16 protein-coding genes and 1 pseudogene are annotated in these 18,612 nt (G+C 67.8%); 3 read left to right on the top strand and 14 right to left on the bottom strand.

The features are described from left to right. Window positions 1-77: 77 nt before the first annotated feature. From G5A07_RS11515 to glnA, 5 genes are all read right to left on the bottom strand, one after another. On the bottom strand, window positions 78-1,262 hold the full coding sequence (locus tag G5A07_RS11515; RefSeq protein ID WP_191863332.1) for an MltA domain-containing protein: 1,185 nt from the start codon (window positions 1,260-1,262) through the stop codon (window positions 78-80). 67 nt (window positions 1,263-1,329) lie between these two features. Then, the gene (locus G5A07_RS11510) at window positions 1,330-2,076 is read right to left on the bottom strand and encodes an N-acetylmuramoyl-L-alanine amidase (protein WP_099559727.1); all 747 of its coding nucleotides are present in this window, start codon (window positions 2,074-2,076) and stop codon (window positions 1,330-1,332) included. A gap of 257 nt (window positions 2,077-2,333) precedes the next feature. Continuing rightward, window positions 2,334-3,761, bottom strand: coding sequence for an ammonium transporter (gene amt, locus G5A07_RS11505; RefSeq protein ID WP_043400789.1), 1,428 nt, complete (start codon window positions 3,759-3,761; stop codon window positions 2,334-2,336). Window positions 3,762-3,783: 22 nt separating this feature from the next. Further along, window positions 3,784-4,122 carry a P-II family nitrogen regulator gene (locus G5A07_RS11500; protein WP_004134334.1) on the bottom strand — a complete coding sequence of 113 codons (339 nt, stop codon included), beginning with the start codon at window positions 4,120-4,122 and terminating at the stop codon, window positions 3,784-3,786. 345 nt (window positions 4,123-4,467) lie between these two features. Next, window positions 4,468-5,877 carry a type I glutamate--ammonia ligase gene (gene glnA / locus G5A07_RS11495; RefSeq protein WP_010487206.1) on the bottom strand — a complete coding sequence of 470 codons (1,410 nt, stop codon included), beginning with the start codon at window positions 5,875-5,877 and terminating at the stop codon, window positions 4,468-4,470. Between the two features lie 224 nt (window positions 5,878-6,101). Between glnA and G5A07_RS11490 the strand changes: the two genes are divergently transcribed. Both G5A07_RS11490 and G5A07_RS11485 read left to right on the top strand, forming a co-directional pair. Continuing rightward, a complete protein-coding gene (locus G5A07_RS11490; protein WP_010487209.1) occupies window positions 6,102-6,896 on the top strand; it encodes an undecaprenyl-diphosphate phosphatase in 795 nt (264 codons plus the stop codon). 73 nt (window positions 6,897-6,969) lie between these two features. After that, the gene (locus G5A07_RS11485) at window positions 6,970-7,797 is read left to right on the top strand and encodes an META and DUF4377 domain-containing protein (protein ID WP_010487212.1); all 828 of its coding nucleotides are present in this window, start codon (window positions 6,970-6,972) and stop codon (window positions 7,795-7,797) included. Window positions 7,798-7,926: 129 nt separating this feature from the next. Here G5A07_RS11485 and G5A07_RS11480 read toward each other — a convergent pair. From G5A07_RS11480 to G5A07_RS11440, 9 genes and pseudogenes are all read right to left on the bottom strand, one after another. Further along, window positions 7,927-8,537: pseudogene (locus G5A07_RS11480) on the bottom strand (YbhB/YbcL family Raf kinase inhibitor-like protein). A gap of 10 nt (window positions 8,538-8,547) precedes the next feature. Beyond that, window positions 8,548-10,617 carry a tetratricopeptide repeat protein gene (locus tag G5A07_RS11475; RefSeq protein WP_191863331.1) on the bottom strand — a complete coding sequence of 690 codons (2,070 nt, stop codon included), beginning with the start codon at window positions 10,615-10,617 and terminating at the stop codon, window positions 8,548-8,550. 56 nt (window positions 10,618-10,673) lie between these two features. Further along, a complete protein-coding gene (locus G5A07_RS11470) occupies window positions 10,674-11,663 on the bottom strand; it encodes an alpha/beta fold hydrolase (protein WP_029380138.1) in 990 nt (329 codons plus the stop codon). Between the two features lie 52 nt (window positions 11,664-11,715). After that, window positions 11,716-12,507 carry a lysophospholipid acyltransferase family protein gene (locus G5A07_RS11465; RefSeq protein WP_019337597.1) on the bottom strand — a complete coding sequence of 264 codons (792 nt, stop codon included), beginning with the start codon at window positions 12,505-12,507 and terminating at the stop codon, window positions 11,716-11,718. Window positions 12,508-12,627: 120 nt separating this feature from the next. Further along, window positions 12,628-13,062, bottom strand: a complete 435-nt coding sequence (locus tag G5A07_RS11460; RefSeq protein ID WP_010487227.1) for a hotdog fold thioesterase — start codon at window positions 13,060-13,062, stop codon at window positions 12,628-12,630. 10 nt (window positions 13,063-13,072) lie between these two features. Beyond that, window positions 13,073-15,124: a phospholipase D family protein gene (locus G5A07_RS11455; RefSeq protein ID WP_191863330.1), complete on the bottom strand. Its 2,052-nt coding sequence runs from the start codon at window positions 15,122-15,124 to the stop codon at window positions 13,073-13,075. Next, a complete protein-coding gene (locus G5A07_RS11450) occupies window positions 15,121-15,738 on the bottom strand; it encodes a YceI family protein (protein WP_043400783.1) in 618 nt (205 codons plus the stop codon). The genes G5A07_RS11455 and G5A07_RS11450 overlap by 4 nt, the downstream gene beginning before the upstream one ends. A gap of 4 nt (window positions 15,739-15,742) precedes the next feature. Further along, window positions 15,743-16,219 (bottom strand): histidine phosphatase family protein, encoded by a 477-nt coding sequence (locus G5A07_RS11445; protein WP_191863329.1) that lies wholly within the window; start codon window positions 16,217-16,219, stop codon window positions 15,743-15,745. A 49-nt stretch (window positions 16,220-16,268) separates the two neighbouring features. Further along, the gene (locus G5A07_RS11440; RefSeq protein WP_010487235.1) at window positions 16,269-16,898 is read right to left on the bottom strand and encodes a ParA family protein; all 630 of its coding nucleotides are present in this window, start codon (window positions 16,896-16,898) and stop codon (window positions 16,269-16,271) included. A 123-nt stretch (window positions 16,899-17,021) separates the two neighbouring features. Here G5A07_RS11440 and G5A07_RS11435 point away from each other — a divergent pair, with 123 nt between their 5' ends. After that, on the top strand, window positions 17,022-18,506 hold the full coding sequence (locus G5A07_RS11435) for an AAA family ATPase (protein ID WP_019337592.1): 1,485 nt from the start codon (window positions 17,022-17,024) through the stop codon (window positions 18,504-18,506). The last annotated feature ends 106 nt before the right edge of the window (window positions 18,507-18,612 follow it).

Below are 18,612 nucleotides of genomic sequence, written 5' to 3'. Positions count from 1 at the left end.
GTCCTGGCCGCAGGCGCGGCCGGAAAGTTCGGAATGGCGCCATTATCGCCCGACCTTGCAGCGCGCAGGTGAGCGCTTCATTGGGCCGGCGCCGGCAACGCCACGCCCTTCGGCCACAGCATCCAGATGTTGCCCTTCTGCTTCATGTCACCGGCCAGCTTGCCGGCGGCATCGCCGCTGCCCCAGTACAGGTCGGCGCGCACTTCACCGGCGATGGCACCGCCGGTGTCCTGCGCGGCCACCGGGCGCACCACCGGGCTGCCGTCCGGGCGCGTGGTGGACAGCCACAGCAGGCTGCCCAGCGGCACCACGGTGCGGTCCACTGCCACGCTGTAACCGGCGGTGAGCGGCACGTTCAGTGAACCGCGTGGACCTTCCGGGCTGTCCGGGTTGCGCACGAAAAACACGTAGCTGGGATTGCTGCGCAGCAGTTCCGGCACGCGTGCGGGATTGGCTCGGGCCCAGGTGCGGATGGCGTCCATGGTGACGTCTTCCTTCTTCAGCTGGCCCTGGTCCACCAGCCAGCGACCGATGGCGCGGTACGGGTGGCCATTCTGTTCTGCATAGGCCAGCCGCACCTGCGTGCCATCGCCCAGTCGCACCCGGCCGGATCCCTGGATCTGCAGCAGCTGCAGGTCCATCGGATCAGTCAGCCAGGCCAGCACCGGCGCCTTGGCGCCCTTGGCGCCCTTGGCCGCGATGGTACCGGCGTCGTCATAGGGCTTGAGCACCTTGCCTTCGACGCGCCCGCGCAAACGCTTGCCCTTCAGTTCCGGGTAGAGGCTCTCCAACTGCACCACCACCAGATCATCGGGCGTGCCGTACACCGGCACCGTGGCAGTGGCCGTGCGGGTGAGGCTGCCGGGATAGATCGGTTCGTAGTAGCCGGTAATGAGCCCGTCGGCCTGGTGGCCGCCGGCACGCAGTGCATAGACATCCAAATCGCGCTGCAGGAACTGGCGGATCGCGGCCGGGTCCTTGTCCGCCACCGTCGCGGCGGTGGCGCAGGGTCTGGCCCAGACCGCATCGTTCTTCAGGCGGGTGCAGCTGCTGCGCCAGGCAACGAAGCCGGCCTGCAGATCGCTGTCGGAGACCGGCGGCAGTGCGCTCCATGCGACCTTGGCGTAGGTGGCCGCCGGCGGTGTGACGGCCGTCGGCACTTCGGATCCGGTGCGGGGGGCGGTGGTGGAGCAGCCGGCGAGCACGGCCGCTGCCAGCAGGATGCAGTGCTTGCGCTTGAAGAAGGTGGCGGAATCGATCATGCCGCCATGGTGGAGTGCCGGCCGCTGGGCGGCAACCCAGCGCGGGGTCAAGCGTTCATGCGCGGGGTCACGGCATCTGCAGCAACAGCGAATGCAGGATGCGGGCGTCCTCGGCATCCAGCGTCTTCGGCAGGTCGTCGCGGCCACGGAAACGGCGATGGAAGGCGGCGACGGTGGCCTCGCGGTTGTCCAGCGGATAGCCGAAGCGGGCCAGTGCATTCCACGCATCGAAGCCTTCCGGCGCAGCACCATCCGCAGCGCGCGGCCAGACCCCGAACCCGGCCTCGGCCAGCTGCTGCCAGGGGAAGAAGCGGCTCGGATCCTGCTTGCGCGTCGGTGCCAGGTCGGCGTGGGCGATCACCTGGCGCGGCGGGATGTTCAACCGGGTGGTGAGATCGCGAAGCAGCACGATCAGCGATTCGATCTGCGCCGCACTGAACGGGCTGCGGCCATCGTTGTCGAGTTCGATGCCGATCGAGGCCGAATTGAGATCGGTGATGGTGCCCCAGCGGCCGGCCCCCGCATGCCAGGCGCGGCGCACATCGGCCACCAGCTGGTAGCGATGGCCATCGGCGCCGATCAGGTAGTGCGCGCTGACCGGTCCACCACTGTTGGCCGTGCGCAGCGTGTGCAGGCTCTGCTGCACCGATTTCTGCTCGGTGTGGTGGATGACGATGATGACCGGCGTGCGCGCGTTCTGGTTGGGCGATGGCACCCAGGTGGCGAGCGGGTTGCGGGTTTCCTGCGGCGTGGAGGCGCAGGCGGCCAGCAGCAGGCAGGCCGAGAGCATCAGGGACGTGCGGATCGGGTGCATGGCCTGATTGTGCGCGATCAGCCGCGATGATGCATGCCGCCGTGCCGAGCAAGCTTGGCACCCACCAGAGAGGATGCGGTAGATCCACGCCATGCGTGGATGGGCTACCAGCTGTGCCGACCAACGGTCGGCACCCACCAGAGCAGTCCCAGACCCTGTGCCAAGCAAGCCTGGCACCCACCAGAGCAGGAGCAGTGCCAGGCTTGCCTGGCAGCCACCAAACGCAAAGGCGGCCCCGCAGGGCCGCCCGTCATGCATCAGGCCTCGTAGGCCGATTCGCCGTGCGAGGTCACATCCAGGCCGGTGCGCTCTGCCTCTTCGGTCACGCGCAGGCCGACCACGACCTTGACCACCAGCAGGATGACCGCGGTCACCACGGCCGACCACACCACGGTGAGACCGACACTGACCACCTGCACCCAGACCTGGTGCGCGATATCCAGATCGGCCTTGGTGCCACCCAGCGACTGTGCACTGAACACGCCGGTAAGGATCGCGCCGACGATGCCGCCGACGCCATGCACACCGAACACGTCGGCGGTGTCGTCCACCTTCAGCAGGCGCTTGAGGCCGGTCACGCCCCACACGCAGACCACGCCGGCGACGAAGCCGATGACGATCGCGCCGAGCGGACCGACGGTGCCGCAGGCCGGGGTGATGCCGACCAGGCCGGCCACCGCGCCCGAGGCGGCGCCCAGTGCCGACGGCTTGCCCTTGCTGATCGCTTCCACCAGCGTCCAGCCGAGTACAGCCGCAGCCGTGGCCAGCACGGTGTTGAGGAAGGCCAGTGAAGCTACGGTATCGGCTGCGGCGGCGGAGCCGGCGTTGAAGCCGAACCAACCCACCCACAGCAGCATCGCGCCGATATAGGTGAACGGCACGTTGTGCGGCTTCAGCGCGGTCTGGCCATAGCCCAGGCGCTTGCCGACGAACCATGCGGCCACCAGGCCGGCAACGCCTGCGTTGATGTGGACCACGGTGCCACCGGCGAAATCGATCGCGCCCATCTCACCCAGGTAGCCGCCCCCCCAGACGATGTGCGCCATCGGGATGTAGCTGAGGGTGAACCACAGCGCCGAGAACAGCAGCACCGCACGGAACTTGATGCGTTCGGCGAAGGCACCGACGATCAGCGCAGTGGTGATGCCCGCGAAGGTCGACTGGAAGGCGACGAACAGGTAATCCGGCAGGCCCTTGATCGGCGTGTTGCCGACCGACTCCGGAGTGAAGCCCTTGAGGAAGGCGAATTCGGTGAACGAGCCGAAGAATGGGTTGCCGGCGCTGAATACCGCACTGTAGCCGTACGCCACCCACAGCAGCAGCACCAGCGAGAACACCACCAGGATCTGGCTGAGTACCGACAGCACGTTCTTCGAACGCACCAGGCCGCCGTAGAACAGGGCAAGGCCCGGCACCACCATCAGCAGCACCAGCAGGGTGGAAGTGAGCATCCAGGCTACGTCACCGTGGTCGAACGCCGGGGCCGTTGCTTCGGCAGCGGCAGGTGCTGCGGCCACCGGGGCCTGCAACGGTTCAACCGCTACGGTTTCGCTCGGCAGCGGCGACACCTGTGCCTGGGCATGGGCGCTGCCCGGCCACGCACCGGCGGCGAACGCGCTGAGCAGCATCAACAGCCACACGACATGGAACCGGGCTTGCCACCCGGTGAGAAGGCGCATCTTCATGGGGGAGTCTCCGGAAGGGGGGTTACAGCGCGTCGGCACCGATTTCGCCGGTGCGGATGCGGATGACCTGTTCGACGGCGGTGACGAAGATCTTGCCGTCACCGATCTTGCCGGTGCCTGCCGACGACTGGATCGCTTCGATCACCGCGTCGGCACGCTCGTCGGTGACCACGGTTTCGATCTTGATCTTGGGCAGGAAATCGACGACGTACTCGGCGCCGCGATACAGCTCGGTGTGGCCCTTCTGGCGACCGAAGCCTTTCACTTCGGTCACGGTGATGCCCGACACGCCTGCGTCGGACAGGGCCTCGCGGACCTCGTCGAGCTTGAACGGCCGGATGATGGCGGAGATCAGTTTCATGCGCATGTCCCGATGGTGGATGGGGCCAGCGCGCAGACGCGCGTTGGCATCAGGCAACCCGCGGCCATCAGATGATGGCCGTGGCTGTTGCACCGGACACATACAGGGCCGGGACGGCCGTGCCTCTCTCCTTGCACGACCGACGCGGGAGGGAGGGCGGCCCTGGTCGCGTATCCGGTCTTTCTCTTGCCCCTGGATAAGCGGGCCAAAGGCCCGCGTTCCAATGCAGCGGACCGACAGTCCGCTCTACAACGGCGGGCCTGCGCCCGCCTTGCGGCTCCCCAGCCGCGAGAACGGAAGCGATGGCGGCGGGTGGGAGGGGAAGCCCACCGCCATCGCATCCGGTCAGCTGGCGTAGTACAGCTGGTATTCCAGCGGGTGGGTGGCCGCGCGGAACTTGGTCACTTCCTGCATCTTCAGCGCGATGTAGCCGTCGATGAAGTCATCGCTCATCACGCCACCGGCCTTCAGGAACTCGCGGTCCTTGTCCAGCGCTTCCAGCGCCTGGTCCAGCGAGGAGCAGACCTGCGGGATCAGCTTCTCTTCTTCCGGCGGCAGGTCGTACAGGTCCTTGTCGCTCGGTGCGCCCGGGTCGATCTGGTTCTTGATGCCGTCCAGGCCGGCCATCATCAGCGCGGTGAAGGTCAGGTAGCCGGACTGGATCGGATCCGGGAAGCGCATTTCGATGCGGCGCGCCTTCGGGTTGGAGACCCACGGAATGCGGCACGAGGCCGAACGGTTGCGGGCCGAGTAGGCCAGCATCACCGGCGCTTCGAAGCCCGGCACCAGGCGCTTGTAGCTGTTGGTGCCCGAGTTGGCGAAGGCATTGATGGCCTTGGCGTGCTTGAAGATGCCGCCGATGTACCACAGCGCCAGCTGGCTCAGGCCACCGTAGCCGTCACCGGAGAACAGGTTGGTGCCGCCCTTGGACAGCGACTGGTGCACGTGCATGCCGCTGCCGTTGTCGCCGACGATCGGCTTGGGCATGAAGGTGACGGTCTTGCCATTGCGGTGCGCGACGTTCTTGATGACGTACTTCATGCGCAGCAGTTCGTCGGCCTTCTGCACCAGGGTGCTGAACTTGGTGCCGATCTCGCACTGGCCTGCGGTGGCCACTTCGTGGTGCTGCACTTCCACTTCGATGCCGACCTGTTCCAGGGTCTTGCACATCTCGGCGCGCAGGTCGTGCAGGGTGTCGGTCGGCGGCACGGGGAAGTAGCCACCCTTCACGCCCGGACGGTAGCCGCTGTTGGCGCCGTCGTACTTGGCACCGCTGTTCCAGGCGGCTTCTTCGGAATCGACCTTGAAGAAGGTATTGCCCATTTCATTGGCGAAACGGACCGAGTCGAAGATGAAGAATTCCGGCTCCGGGCCGAAGAACGCGGTTTCGGCGATGCCGGAGGACTTCAGGTAAGCCTCGGCGCGCTTGGCGATGCCGCGCGGGCAACGACCATACGGCTGCATGGTGGCCGGGTCCAGGATGTCGCAGCTGATCACGATGGTCGGATCGGCGTAGAACGGGTCGACGTAGGCGCTGGCAGTATCCGGCAGCAGCACCATGTCCGACTCGTTGATGCCCTTCCAGCCGGCGATCGAGCTGCCGTCGAACATCTTGCCTTCTTCGAACAGCGACGGCTCGATGATGCTGACCGGGAAGGTCACGTGCTGCTCGACACCACGCATGTCGACAAAGCGCAGATCGACGAACTCGATCTGGTTGTCCTTGATCAGCTTCTCAACGTTTTCCACGGACATCGGTACGACCTCGGATGGGGATGAATGCCTGCTGAGGTAGAGCAACGACCGTGCCAACTTTTCGCAGGCTGCAAGTCATTGATTTCAAAAAGGGTGCCCTGAACCGGTGCAAATCGGTGCGCACCAATTGGGTGCACCCAGCACCAGACGCACCCGTTTGGTGCAGCAGGGATCGTCTATCCTCTCGACCTTCTTCCTACCTGCCGCGCGTGCCCGCACTGTCCATGTCCGACCTGCTCTCCGCCCTGCTGCTGGGCATCCTCGAAGGCTTGACCGAATTCCTGCCGATCTCCAGCACCGGCCACCTGCTCATCGCCCAGCACTGGCTGGGTGCCCGCTCGGACTTCTTCAACATCGTCATCCAGGCCGGCGCGATCGTGGCCGTGGTGCTGGTGTTCCGCCAGCGCCTGCTGCAGCTGGCCACCGGCTTGAACCAGCGCGAGAACCGCGAGTACGTGTTCAAGCTGGGCGCGGCCTTCCTGGTCACCGCCGTGGTCGGCCTGGTGGTGCGCAAGGCCGGCTGGTCGCTGCCGGAGACGGTCAGCCCGGTGGCCTGGGCACTGATCATCGGTGGCGTCTGGATGCTGCTGGTGGAGGCCTATACCGCGCGCCTGCCCGACCGCGACCAGGTGACCTGGACAGTGGCGATCGGTGTGGGCCTGGCGCAGGTGGTGGCCGGCGTGTTCCCCGGCACCTCGCGCTCGGCCTCGGCGATCTTCCTGGCCATGCTGCTGGGCCTGAGCCGCCGCGCCGCCGCCGCCGAGTTCGTGTTCCTGGTCGGCATTCCCACCATGTTCGCCGCCAGCGCCTACACCTTCCTGGAGATGGCCAAGGCCGGGCAGCTGGGCAGCGAGAACTGGGCCGACGTGGGCGTGGCCTTCCTTGCCGCGGCCGTCACCGGCTTCGTCGTAGTGAAGTGGCTGATGGGCTACATCAAGTCGCACAGGTTCACCGCCTTCGCCATTTACCGCATCGCGCTGGGCGCGGCGCTGCTGCTGTGGTTGCCGTCCGGCAGCTGAACAGCGCCGGGGCACGGTAACCCCGATGCCGGCCCCACCCCGTTTCCCCCACGGTTCCCCAAGGAGAATCACCATGAACCGCAAGCTCACCCTGCTCCTCCCGCTGGCCCTGATGGCCGCCTGCAGCCAGACCCCGGCCCCGGCCGGCACCGGCGGCGACGACGTGGCCCCGGCCGCGGCCAAGGCAGCAGACCAGCAGACGCTGGCGCACCTGGACGCGCAGCGCCTGCAGAGCCAGCACTGGCTGCTGCAGCAGGCCACCGCCGCCGACGGCAAGCGCATCGACGCGCTGTTCGCCCGCGAAGACAAGCCGGTCACCCTGGACTTCGCTGATGGCCGCCTGTCGGTCAGCAACGCCTGCAACCACATGGGTGGCGGCTACACACTGGCCGACGGCAAGCTGACGGTCAGTGCGATGGCCTCGACCATGATGGCCTGCACCGACAAGGCGCTGATGGCGCTGGACGAGGCCGTGTCGAGCCGCCTGCAGGGCGAGCTGAAGGCCGAGCAGGATGCCGATGGCAAGCTGACCCTGACCACCGCCAAGGGCGACGTGCTGGTGTTCAACCCGGAACCGACCGCTGAAACCCGCTATGGCGGCGCCGGCGAAACCGTGTTCCTGGAAGTGGCCGCGAAGACCGAGAAGTGCTCGCACCCGCTGATCCCGGACTACCAGTGCCTGCAGGTGCGTGAGGTCAAGTTCGACGACAAGGGCCTGAAGCAGGGTGAGCCGGGCAAGTTCGAGAACTTCTACGGCAACATCGAGGGCTACACCCACGAAGACGGCGTGCGCAACGTGGTGCGCGTGAAGCGCTACGAAGTGAAGAACCCGCCGGCTGATGCGCCGTCGCAGGCGTACGTGCTGGACATGGTGGTCGAGTCGGCCATCGAGAAGAAGTAAAACGACAGAAGGGCGGCCGAAAGGCCGCCCTTCTTCATTGTGCGTTGTAGAGCCGAGCTCATGCTCGGCTGCTGTCTATCGGGAAAAGCAGCCGAGCATGGGCTCGGCTCTACAACGCACATTGCCCGCTCAGGCCAATGCGGGGTTCAAGGTGTAGGTACCGTGCAGCGTCGCTTCGGCCAGCACGTGGCCGTGCATGGCGCGATACGCGTCTGCGGCGGTGAAGCGTGCCGGAAGCTCCAACGAGGCCACGTCCAGCGCAAACACGCGGAAGAAGTAGCGGTGCACGCGTTCGTCGTTGAACGGCGGATACGGGCCGTCGTAGCCCAGATAGTCACCGGCCATGTCCGGATTGCCGGCAAACCAGCCGGTGAAGTCGTTCAGGCCCTGGCGGCTGCCGGCCGGCCCGCCGGTGCGGTCTTGCCCTTCACCACGAAGCCATCGCTGCAGCTGCCGGCGGCGATCTCCTGCACCGAGGCCGGAATGTCGGCCATCACCCAATGCACGAAGTCGCAGCGCGGCTGGTCGCGCGGCACGGTCATGTCGCTGCGGCCGACCATTTCCGGAACGGTCGGCACATCCGGATCCACGCACACCAGCAGGAACGAACGCGTGCCTTCCGGCGCGCCGTTCCAGGCCAGGTGAGGGTTGCGGTCCGGCGCGAAGCCTGCGGCATCGCCAGCGGCGAACTCGCGGTCGATCGGCGCGCCGTTGGTCAGGCTGTGGCTGCTCAGTTGCATCGGCTTCTCCTTACTCTTCCGGGTAACCCAGGCGCACCGCAATCGGGGTGAGCTTGGCAAAGGCGGCGCTCATCACGTCGCGATAGTTGCGCCAGTGGCCCGGCGGGAAGCGCGGTGCGCCCAGCTGTGCGGCCGGCGGCATCTGCCGCTCGAACAGGCGTCCCAGCAGCTCGGCCATCGCATGCGGATCGTTGCCGATCTGGTCGATGCGCAGCAGCACGTGCGGGTACAGATCTTCCTCGTGCAGGGTGGCAACCTGCGCCAGCGCGCGTGCCAGCCATTCGCTGGCTTCAGCCAGCGAGGTCATCGCCAGCGGTGCGGCGGCGCCGTAGGCCACCCAGTCCAGCAGCATGTCGCGCGGATCACGCAGCACCAGCACCAGGCGCCCCTGTGGCAGCTGCGGGCGCAGCGCCCACAGCAGTGCGTTGTCCCACCACAGCAGCCAGTCGATGACGGCATCACCCTGCACGCCGCGCACGGGCAGCTGCTCGCGCCAGCGCTGCACCAGGCGCTCCGGGGTCAGCACGCCGGAGGCGAGGTCCTGCAGCGTGTGGTAGTTCTGGAATGCATCATCCGGCGGATTGCTGGTGTAACGGTCGCTGCGCAGCACCGGGCTGGCGGCGGCCAGGCCGGTCGCAACCCGCTCCACGCCCGAACCCGGCGCGCCCCACAGGAAGATCGGCGCGGAGCTGGCATCAGCGTCGATCTCGCCCTTGTCCGGCCAGCTCGGCGGCGCCTTGGCCTGCGGCGGCAGCGGCAGGCGCTGCGGCGCCTGGTCGGCCTGCAGCGCCATCCACGTCTGCAACGCCTGTTCCGGCTGGCCAGCGCGATCCTGGATTTCACCCAGCCAGGTACGCAGGTCGGCGCGATGACCGTCCGGCGCCCTGTCGATCAGCGCCTGCACGCGGGCGATCGCGGCGACCGGATCACGCTGCAACAGGCCTTCGACCAGGCGGGTTTCGCCGCTGACGCGGCCCGGTTCGAGGCTGACGATACGCTCGGCGATGGCTTCAGCCTGTTCGTGTTCGCCCACCATGTCATGCAGGCGCAGGCGCGCTTCCAGGGCCGGCAGATGACCTGGCATCGCATCCATCCAGCGTTCCACGGTCGCAGCGGCGGTCGGGCTGCCCACTTCTTCCACGGCCAGGCGCGCCAGCCACAGGTCGTGCAGCTGCGGGTGCTGCTCCAAGGCGGCGTCCAGGCGCGCGCGGGCCTCGTCTTCGCGGCCCAGGCGCTGCCAGGACATCAGCAGCAGCTGCAGCACCTGGCGGTCGTCGGGGATCGATTCCAGCAACGGCAGCAGGTGGTCCAGCGCCTGCAGCGGCTGGCCACCGCGCAGCGACAGTTCACCGGCCAGGCGGCGCATCGACGGTGTATCCATGCCTTCCTGCTGCAGGGCGATCTGCATCGCTTCGGCAGCCGCCTCCAGGTTGCCCTGGCGCAGCGCCAGCTGCACCACCAGGCCATGCAGCGAGCTGATGGCCGGGTTCAGTTCCAGCACGCGGCGGAACGCCTGCTCGGCGAAGGCCAGCATGTCCTTGCCCAGGTAGGCGAAGCCCAGCGCGTACAGCACGCGGGTGTCGTTGGGCTGCGCCTGGTTGGCCGCCGACAGCAGCGTCAGCGCACGATCCGGATCGTCACGGCGCAGCGCGATCATGCCGTCGATGGTCAGCAGTTCCGGGTGATCCGGCTCAACGCGCGAGGCCAGCGTGGACAGGCGCTGGGCTTCATCGAAGTCGTTGCGGCCGATCGCCAGGTGCGCCTGCATCAGGTAGGCGGAGAAGGAGTTCGGGTCGAGCCCGGTGGTGCGCGCCAGCGCTTCGTCGGCGCCTTCGTACTGGCGCAGGGCCAGCAGCAGGCCAGCATGCTGCAGGTGCAGCTGGGCGTCGTCCGGTGCCAGCTGCAACGCCTGCTGCAGGGCTTCCATGGCATCTTCGGCCTTGCCCTGCTGCTGCAGCGCAAGCGCCAGCCAGCGGTGGGCGCCGGCCTGGCCGGGTTCATCACGGGTCCATGCCTGGGCCAGCTGCACGGCCTGGTCGGCCTGGTTCTGGCGCAACGCTTGGATGATCTGGTCTTGCATGGCGGTCCGGTTCAAGTGCAAACCCGCATTGTAGCGGTCCGCGCACCGGTGCCGGTTCAGCCCGCCAGCACCCGCTGCAGGCGCTGCGCCACCCAGCGCTCGGAGAAGCCGTCACCCCGCCAGTTTTCCAGGAAGCCGCAGTGGCCTCCCCAGCAGGCGGTTTCCAGGTGCGCCTGGCGCGGCAGCTGCCAATCGCTGAAGGTCGCGTACGGGATCACCGGGTCGTCCTGCGCCATCAGGATGTCGGCCGGCACCTGCAGGGTGGACAGGCGGTCACCGGCAATCGAATAGCCATCGAAGTAGGCCTGCAGCGAGCCGAAGGTGGTGTGCCGTTCGACCAGCCAGGCGGTCAGTGCACGGATGTCCAGCTTCAGCACGCGGTCGTCGCAGTCGCTCAACTCCGGGAACAGATCGCGCTTGCGGCGCAGCGAACCGGCCCACTTGCGGCGGAAGTACCAGTCGTACATCGCCGGGCCGTTCTCGATGTTCTCCATGGTCAGCGCCGGATCCAGCACCGGGCACACCGAGGCCACGCGCAGCAGCGGCACGCCGGCGGCCGGTGCACGCAGGGCCAGGCGCAGCACGAAGTTGCCACCCAGCGAATAGCCGGCGGCCACCAGCGGCAGCTGCGGCCAGCGCTGGGCGATGTCGCCTGCGGCGTGCACCACTTCATCGATGAGATTGGAGTGGAAGATGCCGGGATTGAGATGATGGGTGTTGCCGTGGTCGCGGAAGTTCAGCCGCACCACGTCGAAACCCTGCTCGATCATGCGCGCGGCGGCCATGCGCATGTAACTGGATTCGGCACTGCCTTCCCAGCCATGCAGCAGCAGCGCGACACCCTTCGGCTCGCGGCCTTCGACATGACTGTGCCAGCCCTGCAGGCGCACGCCATCACCGCCATCGAGGATCAGCTCTTCGCTGACTGCACCGGTGGCCGCCAGCAGCAGCAGGCCGCGCTGCAGGCGCATGCGGCTGGAACTCAGCATCGACTGCAGGTGCGGATTGCGCAGCCAGCGCGGCGGCTGATAGTCAGCCGCATGCAGCGTCGGCGTACCGGCGTCCAGGACAGGTGGCGGTATCAGGGCCACCGCACCCTCACTGCGTGCTCATGGCCGCCACGATGCGCGCGCGCGAGGTTTCCGCGATGCGTCGACGGCCTTCCAGGTCCTGGGTACCGATCGGCTCCAGGAAATGCACTTCGGTATGCCGCGCCGGCTCACCCAGCAGGCGCAGGAAATTGGCGGCGAAACTCTCGCCCGGGCCGAACGCGACGATGGTCTGTGCGTCGCCCTTCATCCCGTACACCAGCGCCACCGGCTGCACCGGCACGCCGGTTTCAACTGCGGCCTGGAAGATGCGGGCATGGAACGGCCCCACTTCGTGGCCACCGCGGGTGCGCCCTTCCGGGAACACACCGACCGCCTTGCCGGCACGCAGGCGATCGGCCATCACCTGCATCACCCCACCGAGCGATTCGGTGTTGCCACGCTGATGGAAGATGGTCTGGCCGCGCGCGGCGAGCCAACCCACCAACGGCCAGCTGGCGATCTCGCGCTTGGCAACGAAGCCCATCATGCGCTGGCTGTGCAGGATGGAGATGTCGACCCAGCTGACGTGGTTGGCGACGAACAGAACGGCACCGGGCAAGGGCTGGCCCACCCGTGACAGGCGGAAGCCGAAGATCCACATCAGCCCGCCCTGCCACCAGTTCACCACCTTCGCGCCGAAGGTATCCTCGCCCACGCGCAGCTCGCCCCACGGCGGAAGCATGCCGATCAGGATCAGCGGCAGGAACACGGTGATGTGGACCAACAGCAGCGGTACGCGGTACAGGTAACGGCACACACGCGCCACGCCGCCACGGGGGGCCGGAGTGGGGGAAGTCATCCGCGCACGATACCGGAGCGCCGCGGCAGCTGCCAGCCGATTTAGGCCATAACCGCCATTGACCGGGGCAATCGGCGGGGAACGCTGGGTTCTGCCGCCGTCAACACGCCCGACGGGGGCTCAACCGTGGCCGGCGGCCACCACCGCCAGGGTCAGCCGCGAGATGCACACCAGCCGGCCCTGCTCGTCCTCGATGCGGATTTCCCACAACTGGGTACTGCGGCCCACGTGCAGCGCGCGCGCGGTGCCGGTGACAGTCCCCGAGCGCACCGCACGCACATGGTTGGCGTTGATTTCCAGGCCCACGCAGATCTGCTTTGCGGTATCCACGCACAGGTTGCCGGCGCTGCTGCCCAGGGTCTCTGCCAGCACCACCGAGGCACCGCCGTGCAGGATGCCGTAGGGCTGCCGGGTGCGCTCGTCCACCGGCATGGTGGCCTGCAGCCAGTCTTCGCCCGCGGCGCTGAAGACGATGCCCAGCGACTCGATCGCCGTATTGCGGCTGAGCGCATTGAGCTGCTCGATGGAAACAGCTTCGCGGAACACCTGGGTCATGCGGGCACCTTCAGAGAATGGGAACGAGGCCGGCACCGAATGCGGTCAGCATGCGCACCAGCAGCCACTTCGGGCCGACGTTGACTTCGGGGAAGTCGCCGACGGCAACGTAGCAGCGATGGAAATCCGGGTGCTGCCGTGGCAGCGGCTGCGGGCAGTCCGGGCCGGGCTTGAACTCGTAGTCGGTGGCATAGCGCCACGGCCAGAAGTCGAGAATCGGCAGCGCTTCGGAGGCCTTGCCGACGCTGTAGTTCAGGCCCGACAGCACCGGCGGCTTGGCCCGCGGCGCCACCGTCCACGAGTTCTGCGGATGGGTATCGCGCAGGATGCTCTCGGCCAGCTGCTCGGCGAAGACCGGATCGTCGATGATCACCGCGCCTTCGGTGTTGTAGTTCTCGCTGCGCGGATCGAAGTTGTGGGTGCCGACCACGCCGATGCGGCGGTCGACCACCAGCGACTTGGCGTGCAGGCCCATGCGGGCACCCTTGCGGGTGACCGGCAACGGCTTGTTGACCGCCTTGCTGCCCAGGAACGACGGACGCGTCTCGGTACGCAGCAGGCGCGTTTCCACTTCGCTGCCAGCGGCACGACGGCGTTCGCGGGCGTTCTGGTAGGCGCTGCCGGTACGCGGATGGTTCACCGGTACCTGCCTGCGGGTCGCGGCCAGATCCCCATCGCTGCCACCGCCGGCATTGCTGCCAGCGGCGCTGCCGCCAATCAGCGGATTGCGCCCGCCGTCGTCGTCGCCCGCGGGCGCGGCGATCGGATCAGGCAGCAGGTTGCGGTAGTCGACCGGTGCATCCAGCGGGAACGGCTTGTATTCGAAGATGTTGAAGCCCAGTTCGCGCATGTTGCGCCGCTTGTACTTGTACGACAGCGCATACACGATCGGGTTGTCGGTGGCCGCCAGGCTGTTGCTCGACACCACCACGCGCGGCGGCTGCGGGCGCTTGCGCAGCTCACGGAACAGCTTCTGCGCCGGCTTGGACAGCACCAGGTACGGGGTCTGCAGGATCACTTCCTTCTGCGCACCGGCAATGAGTGCATCCAGCTGTGGCTCGGTCACGTGCTGGCCGGCCAGCGGGGCATCGGCTTTCTCGCGGCGGTGCTTGCGCGGCAGGTCGGCGACGTAGCGCACCGAGGCCACCGGCAGCGCGGTATCCACGAAGGAACGGGTGACGAAGTCCATGTCATTGGCTTCGGCGCTGACCCGCTGCACCCGCTCGGGGCGGCGGAAGGTGGCCGGTGGCAGCACCGGCACGCCCTCGCGCAGCAGGGTGCGGCCCACGTCATTCAGGCGCTCGGCCGGCACGCTGCGGTGGGCGCGCCAGAACGCATCGAAGTTGGCCGCCATCGCGCGCGCTTCCGGGCCGGCGATCATGACGTCGCGGTCGCGGAAGTTGTACTCGCGGTCCCAGTCGTAATAGTCGTCCTGGTAGTTGCGGCCGCCGACCACGCCGATCGCATCGTCGATCACCAGCAGCTTGTTGTGCATGCGCTGGTTGAACCGGCGGAAGCAGCACAGCACGCTGCCGGCGTAGTCGAAGTAGTTCAGCCGGGCCTTGCCGAAGGTCGGGTTGTAGACCCGCAGCTGGAAGTTCTGGTGGGCACCGGACAACGCGCCGAGGATCTGCAGGTCGGAAATCGCCGAGAGCTGGTCGATCAGCACCCGCACCTTCACCCCGCGCCGCGACGCGGCCAGCAGTTCGTCGATGACCAGCCGTGCGCTGTCGTCCTTGTCGAAGATGTAGGTCTGCAGGTCGATGCTGCGGGTGGCACTGCGCAGCAGGTTCAGGCGCGCCACCAGGGCGCCCTCCCCCTCATCCAGCAGGGTGGCGTAGTGGCGCGGCTGCTCCGGGGTGGATTCGGTGAACGCCCGGCCGGCCAGCGCACGCAGCGGCGAGTCCTGCGCGCAGCGGTCGGCGCGCTGGCAGTCGACCTGGGTCGATCGCGCCTGCACGGCGATGGCCTCGGCACGGTCGCGCTCGGCAGTGGACAGCGATGCACAACCGCTGCCCAGCAACACGGTTGCCAGCGCCAGTACACGCAGCAGGAGGTTCACGGTTTCGGCGCCTCGCTCAGGCGCGCTCGCAATACGAAGGTCACTCGGTCACTCAAGGCAAGCTGCCAGCTGTCCATTCCATACCGGCCTCGCTGCACGGTACCGCGGCTGACGACGTCGCAATCATAGCCGGGTCGGGCGCACTCCGCCTTCTCGACCTTCAGTGTCTCGGGGTGGCTGATCCCGCGCAGGGTCAGCCGCCCGTTGATGTCGCCCCCGTCTTCCACGGTCTCCGGCCAGTACGGCAGCGAGTCGAACTCGACCACCGGGTGGCGGCCCGCGTCGAAGAACTCCTCGCCGCGCATCCAGCCGGTGTAGCGCGCCTTGCCGGGGATTTCGACCGAGCGCGTGAACATCTTCAGGTGCACCTGGTGGCGGCCATCGGAGAGGACCTCGATGCGACCTTCGAAGTGCGGGAACAGGCCTTCGATGCGCTGCCCGAAGCGGGTGCGCACCTCGAAACCGATCTGCGAGCGTTGGGTATCCAGGCGCAGGACCCGGTGCGCCTCGGCGACCACCGGCGGCAGGGGCGTTGGCGGTGGCGCGGCAGCCCAGGCCGCGCCGGAAACCAGCAGCACGGGCAGCAGAAAGCGGCTGCGCCGCGCCAGGCTCATTGGATCACGGCCACCAGAACGCGTTCAGGCTGGCCACGCCCGGCTCGATCAAGGCCTCGCGCGGGAACCCGAGCACGGCAATGCCAGCCGGCGGCATGCCGCGGTAGTCGCTGCTGGTGCCTTCCGTCATCAACGCCACCAGGCGCTCCAGGCCGGGGTTATGGCCGACGACCAGCACCCGGTCGAGGTCACGGCGGTCGTCCACCAGCGCCGCGAGGGTGCCGGGGGTGGCCTCGTAGATACGGTCTTCCAGGCGCTTCTCGACGTAGCCGATGGTGCCGAGCACGGCTTCCAGGGTTTCCCGGGTGCGCCGCGCCGGTGAGCACAGCACGCAGTCCGGCAGCAGGTTTTTCTCCTTCAGCCACTTGCCGGCGGCTTCGGCTTCGGCGAGCCCCACCGGCGACAACGGCCGGTCGAGGTCGGCCTGGCCGGGGGTCGCCGGTTCGGCATGGGCATGGCGCAGCAGGATCAATTCACGCATCGCGGGTTTCCATGAAGAAGAGGATGCAGCAGAAAGAGTGATGCAGGCATCAAAGCTTGAGCCAGGACAGCAGCGGCTCCCAGTCGGCCTGGTGCTCGCGCACCTGGGCCGAGCGGTAGTCGAACAGGCTGCGGCCGAGGCCGGTCATGACCACGTAGCTCTGGCTGTCGCGCAGCTGCGCGACCACCGGGTACGGCCATTCACCCAGCATCTGCAGCGCCTGCTGCGAGGTCTGGGTCCATGGCTTGGTACGGTTGAGCACCAGCCCCACCGGCAGCTTGCGGCTGTGCACGCGCGGGTTCTGGGCCAGGCTGTTGAGGAAGCCGACGATCGCTTCGATGTCCAGCGCCGAGGGCAGCACCGGTACCACCACCGCGTCGGCAGCGTCGAGGAAATGGGGAATATCGTCAGCCAGGGCACCGGCCGGCGCGTCGATGATGACGGTGTCGGTGCCATCGGGCAGCTTCTGCGCCCACTGCTTCTTCCGATACACATCGATCGGCAGCACCGCACTTTCCAGCCCGGCACGGCGTTGTGCCCAGCGGGTGCTGGAGCCCTGCGGGTCGGCATCGGCAATCACCGTGGCCTTGCCCTGCAATGCCGCGTACGCGGCCAGGTGGGTGGCGACGGTGGTCTTGCCCACCCCGCCCTTGGAACCGGCCACCAGGATCGTCTTCATGCCAGCCTCGCTTCCGGGTACGTGCCCCGAGCGTACACCGGCGATGGTGACGGGAGGTAGCGTCGTGCTGAACCAGCGGCCATCGCCTTTGCTATCGTGGCGCCCCCGAAGGATCGAACCGGCATGAGCGAACTGCAGGATCTGAGCGCGTTGATCCGCGCCAACACCCCACTGATCGTCATCGAGACCCAGGACGAGGGTCGCATCGTCGAGCTGTTCCGGCAGACGCTGATGCACGTATGGCGGGCGCTGCACCGCTGGTCGATCACCGAGGGCCTGCGCCGGATCGACCTGGACAGCGAAGACCCGCCGGTCGGGCCGCCCGACGCCAGCGCGGCCCTGCAGATGATCCGCCAGGCGGAGCAGCGCGGGGTCTACCTGCTGCTCGATTTCCACCCCTACCTGGGCTATGCCAGTCACCAGCGCGCCCTGCGCGACCTGATCCAGCGCCGCCACAGCGAGCCGCATGTGCTGGTGCTGATTGGTGCCAAGGTGGAGCTGCCGGCCGAGCTGGAAGCACTGGCGGTGCGCTTCAACCCGCGCCTGCCCGATGCCAACGCCCTGTTGAAGATGCTGCGCGAAGAGGCCGACGCCTATGCGCGTGAGCATGGCGGCCGCCGGGTTGAAGTCGACAGCGAGGCGGTGAAGAAGATCCTGAAGAACCTGCAGGGCCTGAGCCTGGTCGATGCCCGGCGCATCGCCCGCCAGCTGATCTACGCCGATGGCGCGCTGCGCGACGACGACCTGCCACAGCTGGCACGGCTGAAGTTCGAGCTGCTCAACCGTAGCGGCCACCTGTTCTTCGAGCACGACAGCGCGCGTTTCGGCGACGTGGCCGGCGCCAACCGGCTCAAGCGCTGGATCAACCAGCGCCGCGTGGCCTTCATTGCCGGTTCGGCCCCGGCCGGGCTGGACCCGCCGCGCGGCATGCTGCTGCTGGGCGTACAGGGCTGCGGCAAGTCGATGCTGGCCAAGGCCACCGCCGCCGGCTTCGGCGTACCACTGCTGCGCCTGGACGTGGGCGCGCTGTACAACAAGTACCACGGCGAGACCGAGGCCAACCTGCGCCAGGCGCTGGCCTCGGCCGAGCAGCTGGCGCCCTGCGTGCTGTGGATGGACGAGATCGAGAAGGGCCTGGCCAGCGGTGGCGAGGACGGCGGCGTGTCACGCCGCGTGCTCGGTTACCTGCTGACCTGGATGGCCGAGCGCAAGGCGCCGGTGTTCATCGTCGCCACTGCCAACCAGGTGCACGAGCTGCCTGCCGAGCTGCTGCGCAAGGGCCGCTTCGACGAGATCTTCTTCGTCGACCTGCCCTCGCCTGACGTGCGCGTGGAACTGCTGCGGCTGCACCTGGGCCGGCGCCAGCTCAACGCCGACGACTTCGCACTGCCCGCGCTGGCGGCGGCCGCCAATGGGTTCTCCGGCGCCGAGATCGAGCAGGCGATCGTCGCCGGCCTGTATGCGGCGCATGCCGAGGGCCGGCCGCTGGACACCGAGCTGCTGATGACCGAGATCCGCGCCACGCGGCCACTGTCGGTGCTGATGGCCGAGCAGGTGGAGGCACTACGGGCGTGGGCGTCGGGGCGCACGGTTTCCGCGGACGATTGAGTTTCCAGCGAACGGCGCAGCCCCTCGTGGTTGTTCGCTGAAGGCGAATGCCGGGTGGGGCCGGGCGGGCAGGCCGCGCAGGGGACGCTGCAAGTACGTCCATGTA

The sequence above is a fragment of the Stenotrophomonas sp. AS012628 genome, assembly GCF_010608305.1.
GTDB classification, from domain to species: Bacteria; Pseudomonadota; Gammaproteobacteria; order Xanthomonadales; family Xanthomonadaceae; genus Stenotrophomonas; species Stenotrophomonas geniculata.
This window is presented reverse-complemented; position numbering and strand designations above follow the sequence as displayed.

Bases quoted from the DNA above. Each gene is read 5' to 3' on its own strand.
- G5A07_RS11515 (WP_191863332.1), bottom strand. From the start codon at position 1,262: ATGATCGATTCCGCCACCTTCTTCAAGCGCAAGCACTGCATCCTGCTG.
- G5A07_RS11510 (WP_099559727.1), bottom strand. From the start codon at position 2,076: ATGCACCCGATCCGCACGTCCCTGATGCTCTCGGCCTGCCTGCTGCTG.
- amt (WP_043400789.1), bottom strand. From the start codon at position 3,761: ATGAAGATGCGCCTTCTCACCGGGTGGCAAGCCCGGTTCCATGTCGTG.
- G5A07_RS11500 (WP_004134334.1), bottom strand. From the start codon at position 4,122: ATGAAACTGATCTCCGCCATCATCCGGCCGTTCAAGCTCGACGAGGTC.
- glnA (WP_010487206.1), bottom strand. From the start codon at position 5,877: ATGTCCGTGGAAAACGTTGAGAAGCTGATCAAGGACAACCAGATCGAG.
- G5A07_RS11490 (WP_010487209.1), top strand. From the start codon at position 6,102: ATGTCCGACCTGCTCTCCGCCCTGCTGCTGGGCATCCTCGAAGGCTTG.
- G5A07_RS11485 (WP_010487212.1), top strand. From the start codon at position 6,970: ATGAACCGCAAGCTCACCCTGCTCCTCCCGCTGGCCCTGATGGCCGCC.
- G5A07_RS11475 (WP_191863331.1), bottom strand. From the start codon at position 10,617: ATGCAAGACCAGATCATCCAAGCGTTGCGCCAGAACCAGGCCGACCAG.
- G5A07_RS11465 (WP_019337597.1), bottom strand. From the start codon at position 12,507: ATGACTTCCCCCACTCCGGCCCCCCGTGGCGGCGTGGCGCGTGTGTGC.
- G5A07_RS11460 (WP_010487227.1), bottom strand. From the start codon at position 13,062: ATGACCCAGGTGTTCCGCGAAGCTGTTTCCATCGAGCAGCTCAATGCG.
- G5A07_RS11450 (WP_043400783.1), bottom strand. From the start codon at position 15,738: ATGAGCCTGGCGCGGCGCAGCCGCTTTCTGCTGCCCGTGCTGCTGGTT.
- G5A07_RS11445 (WP_191863329.1), bottom strand. From the start codon at position 16,219: ATGCGTGAATTGATCCTGCTGCGCCATGCCCATGCCGAACCGGCGACC.
- G5A07_RS11440 (WP_010487235.1), bottom strand. From the start codon at position 16,898: ATGAAGACGATCCTGGTGGCCGGTTCCAAGGGCGGGGTGGGCAAGACC.
- G5A07_RS11435 (WP_019337592.1), top strand. From the start codon at position 17,022: ATGAGCGAACTGCAGGATCTGAGCGCGTTGATCCGCGCCAACACCCCA.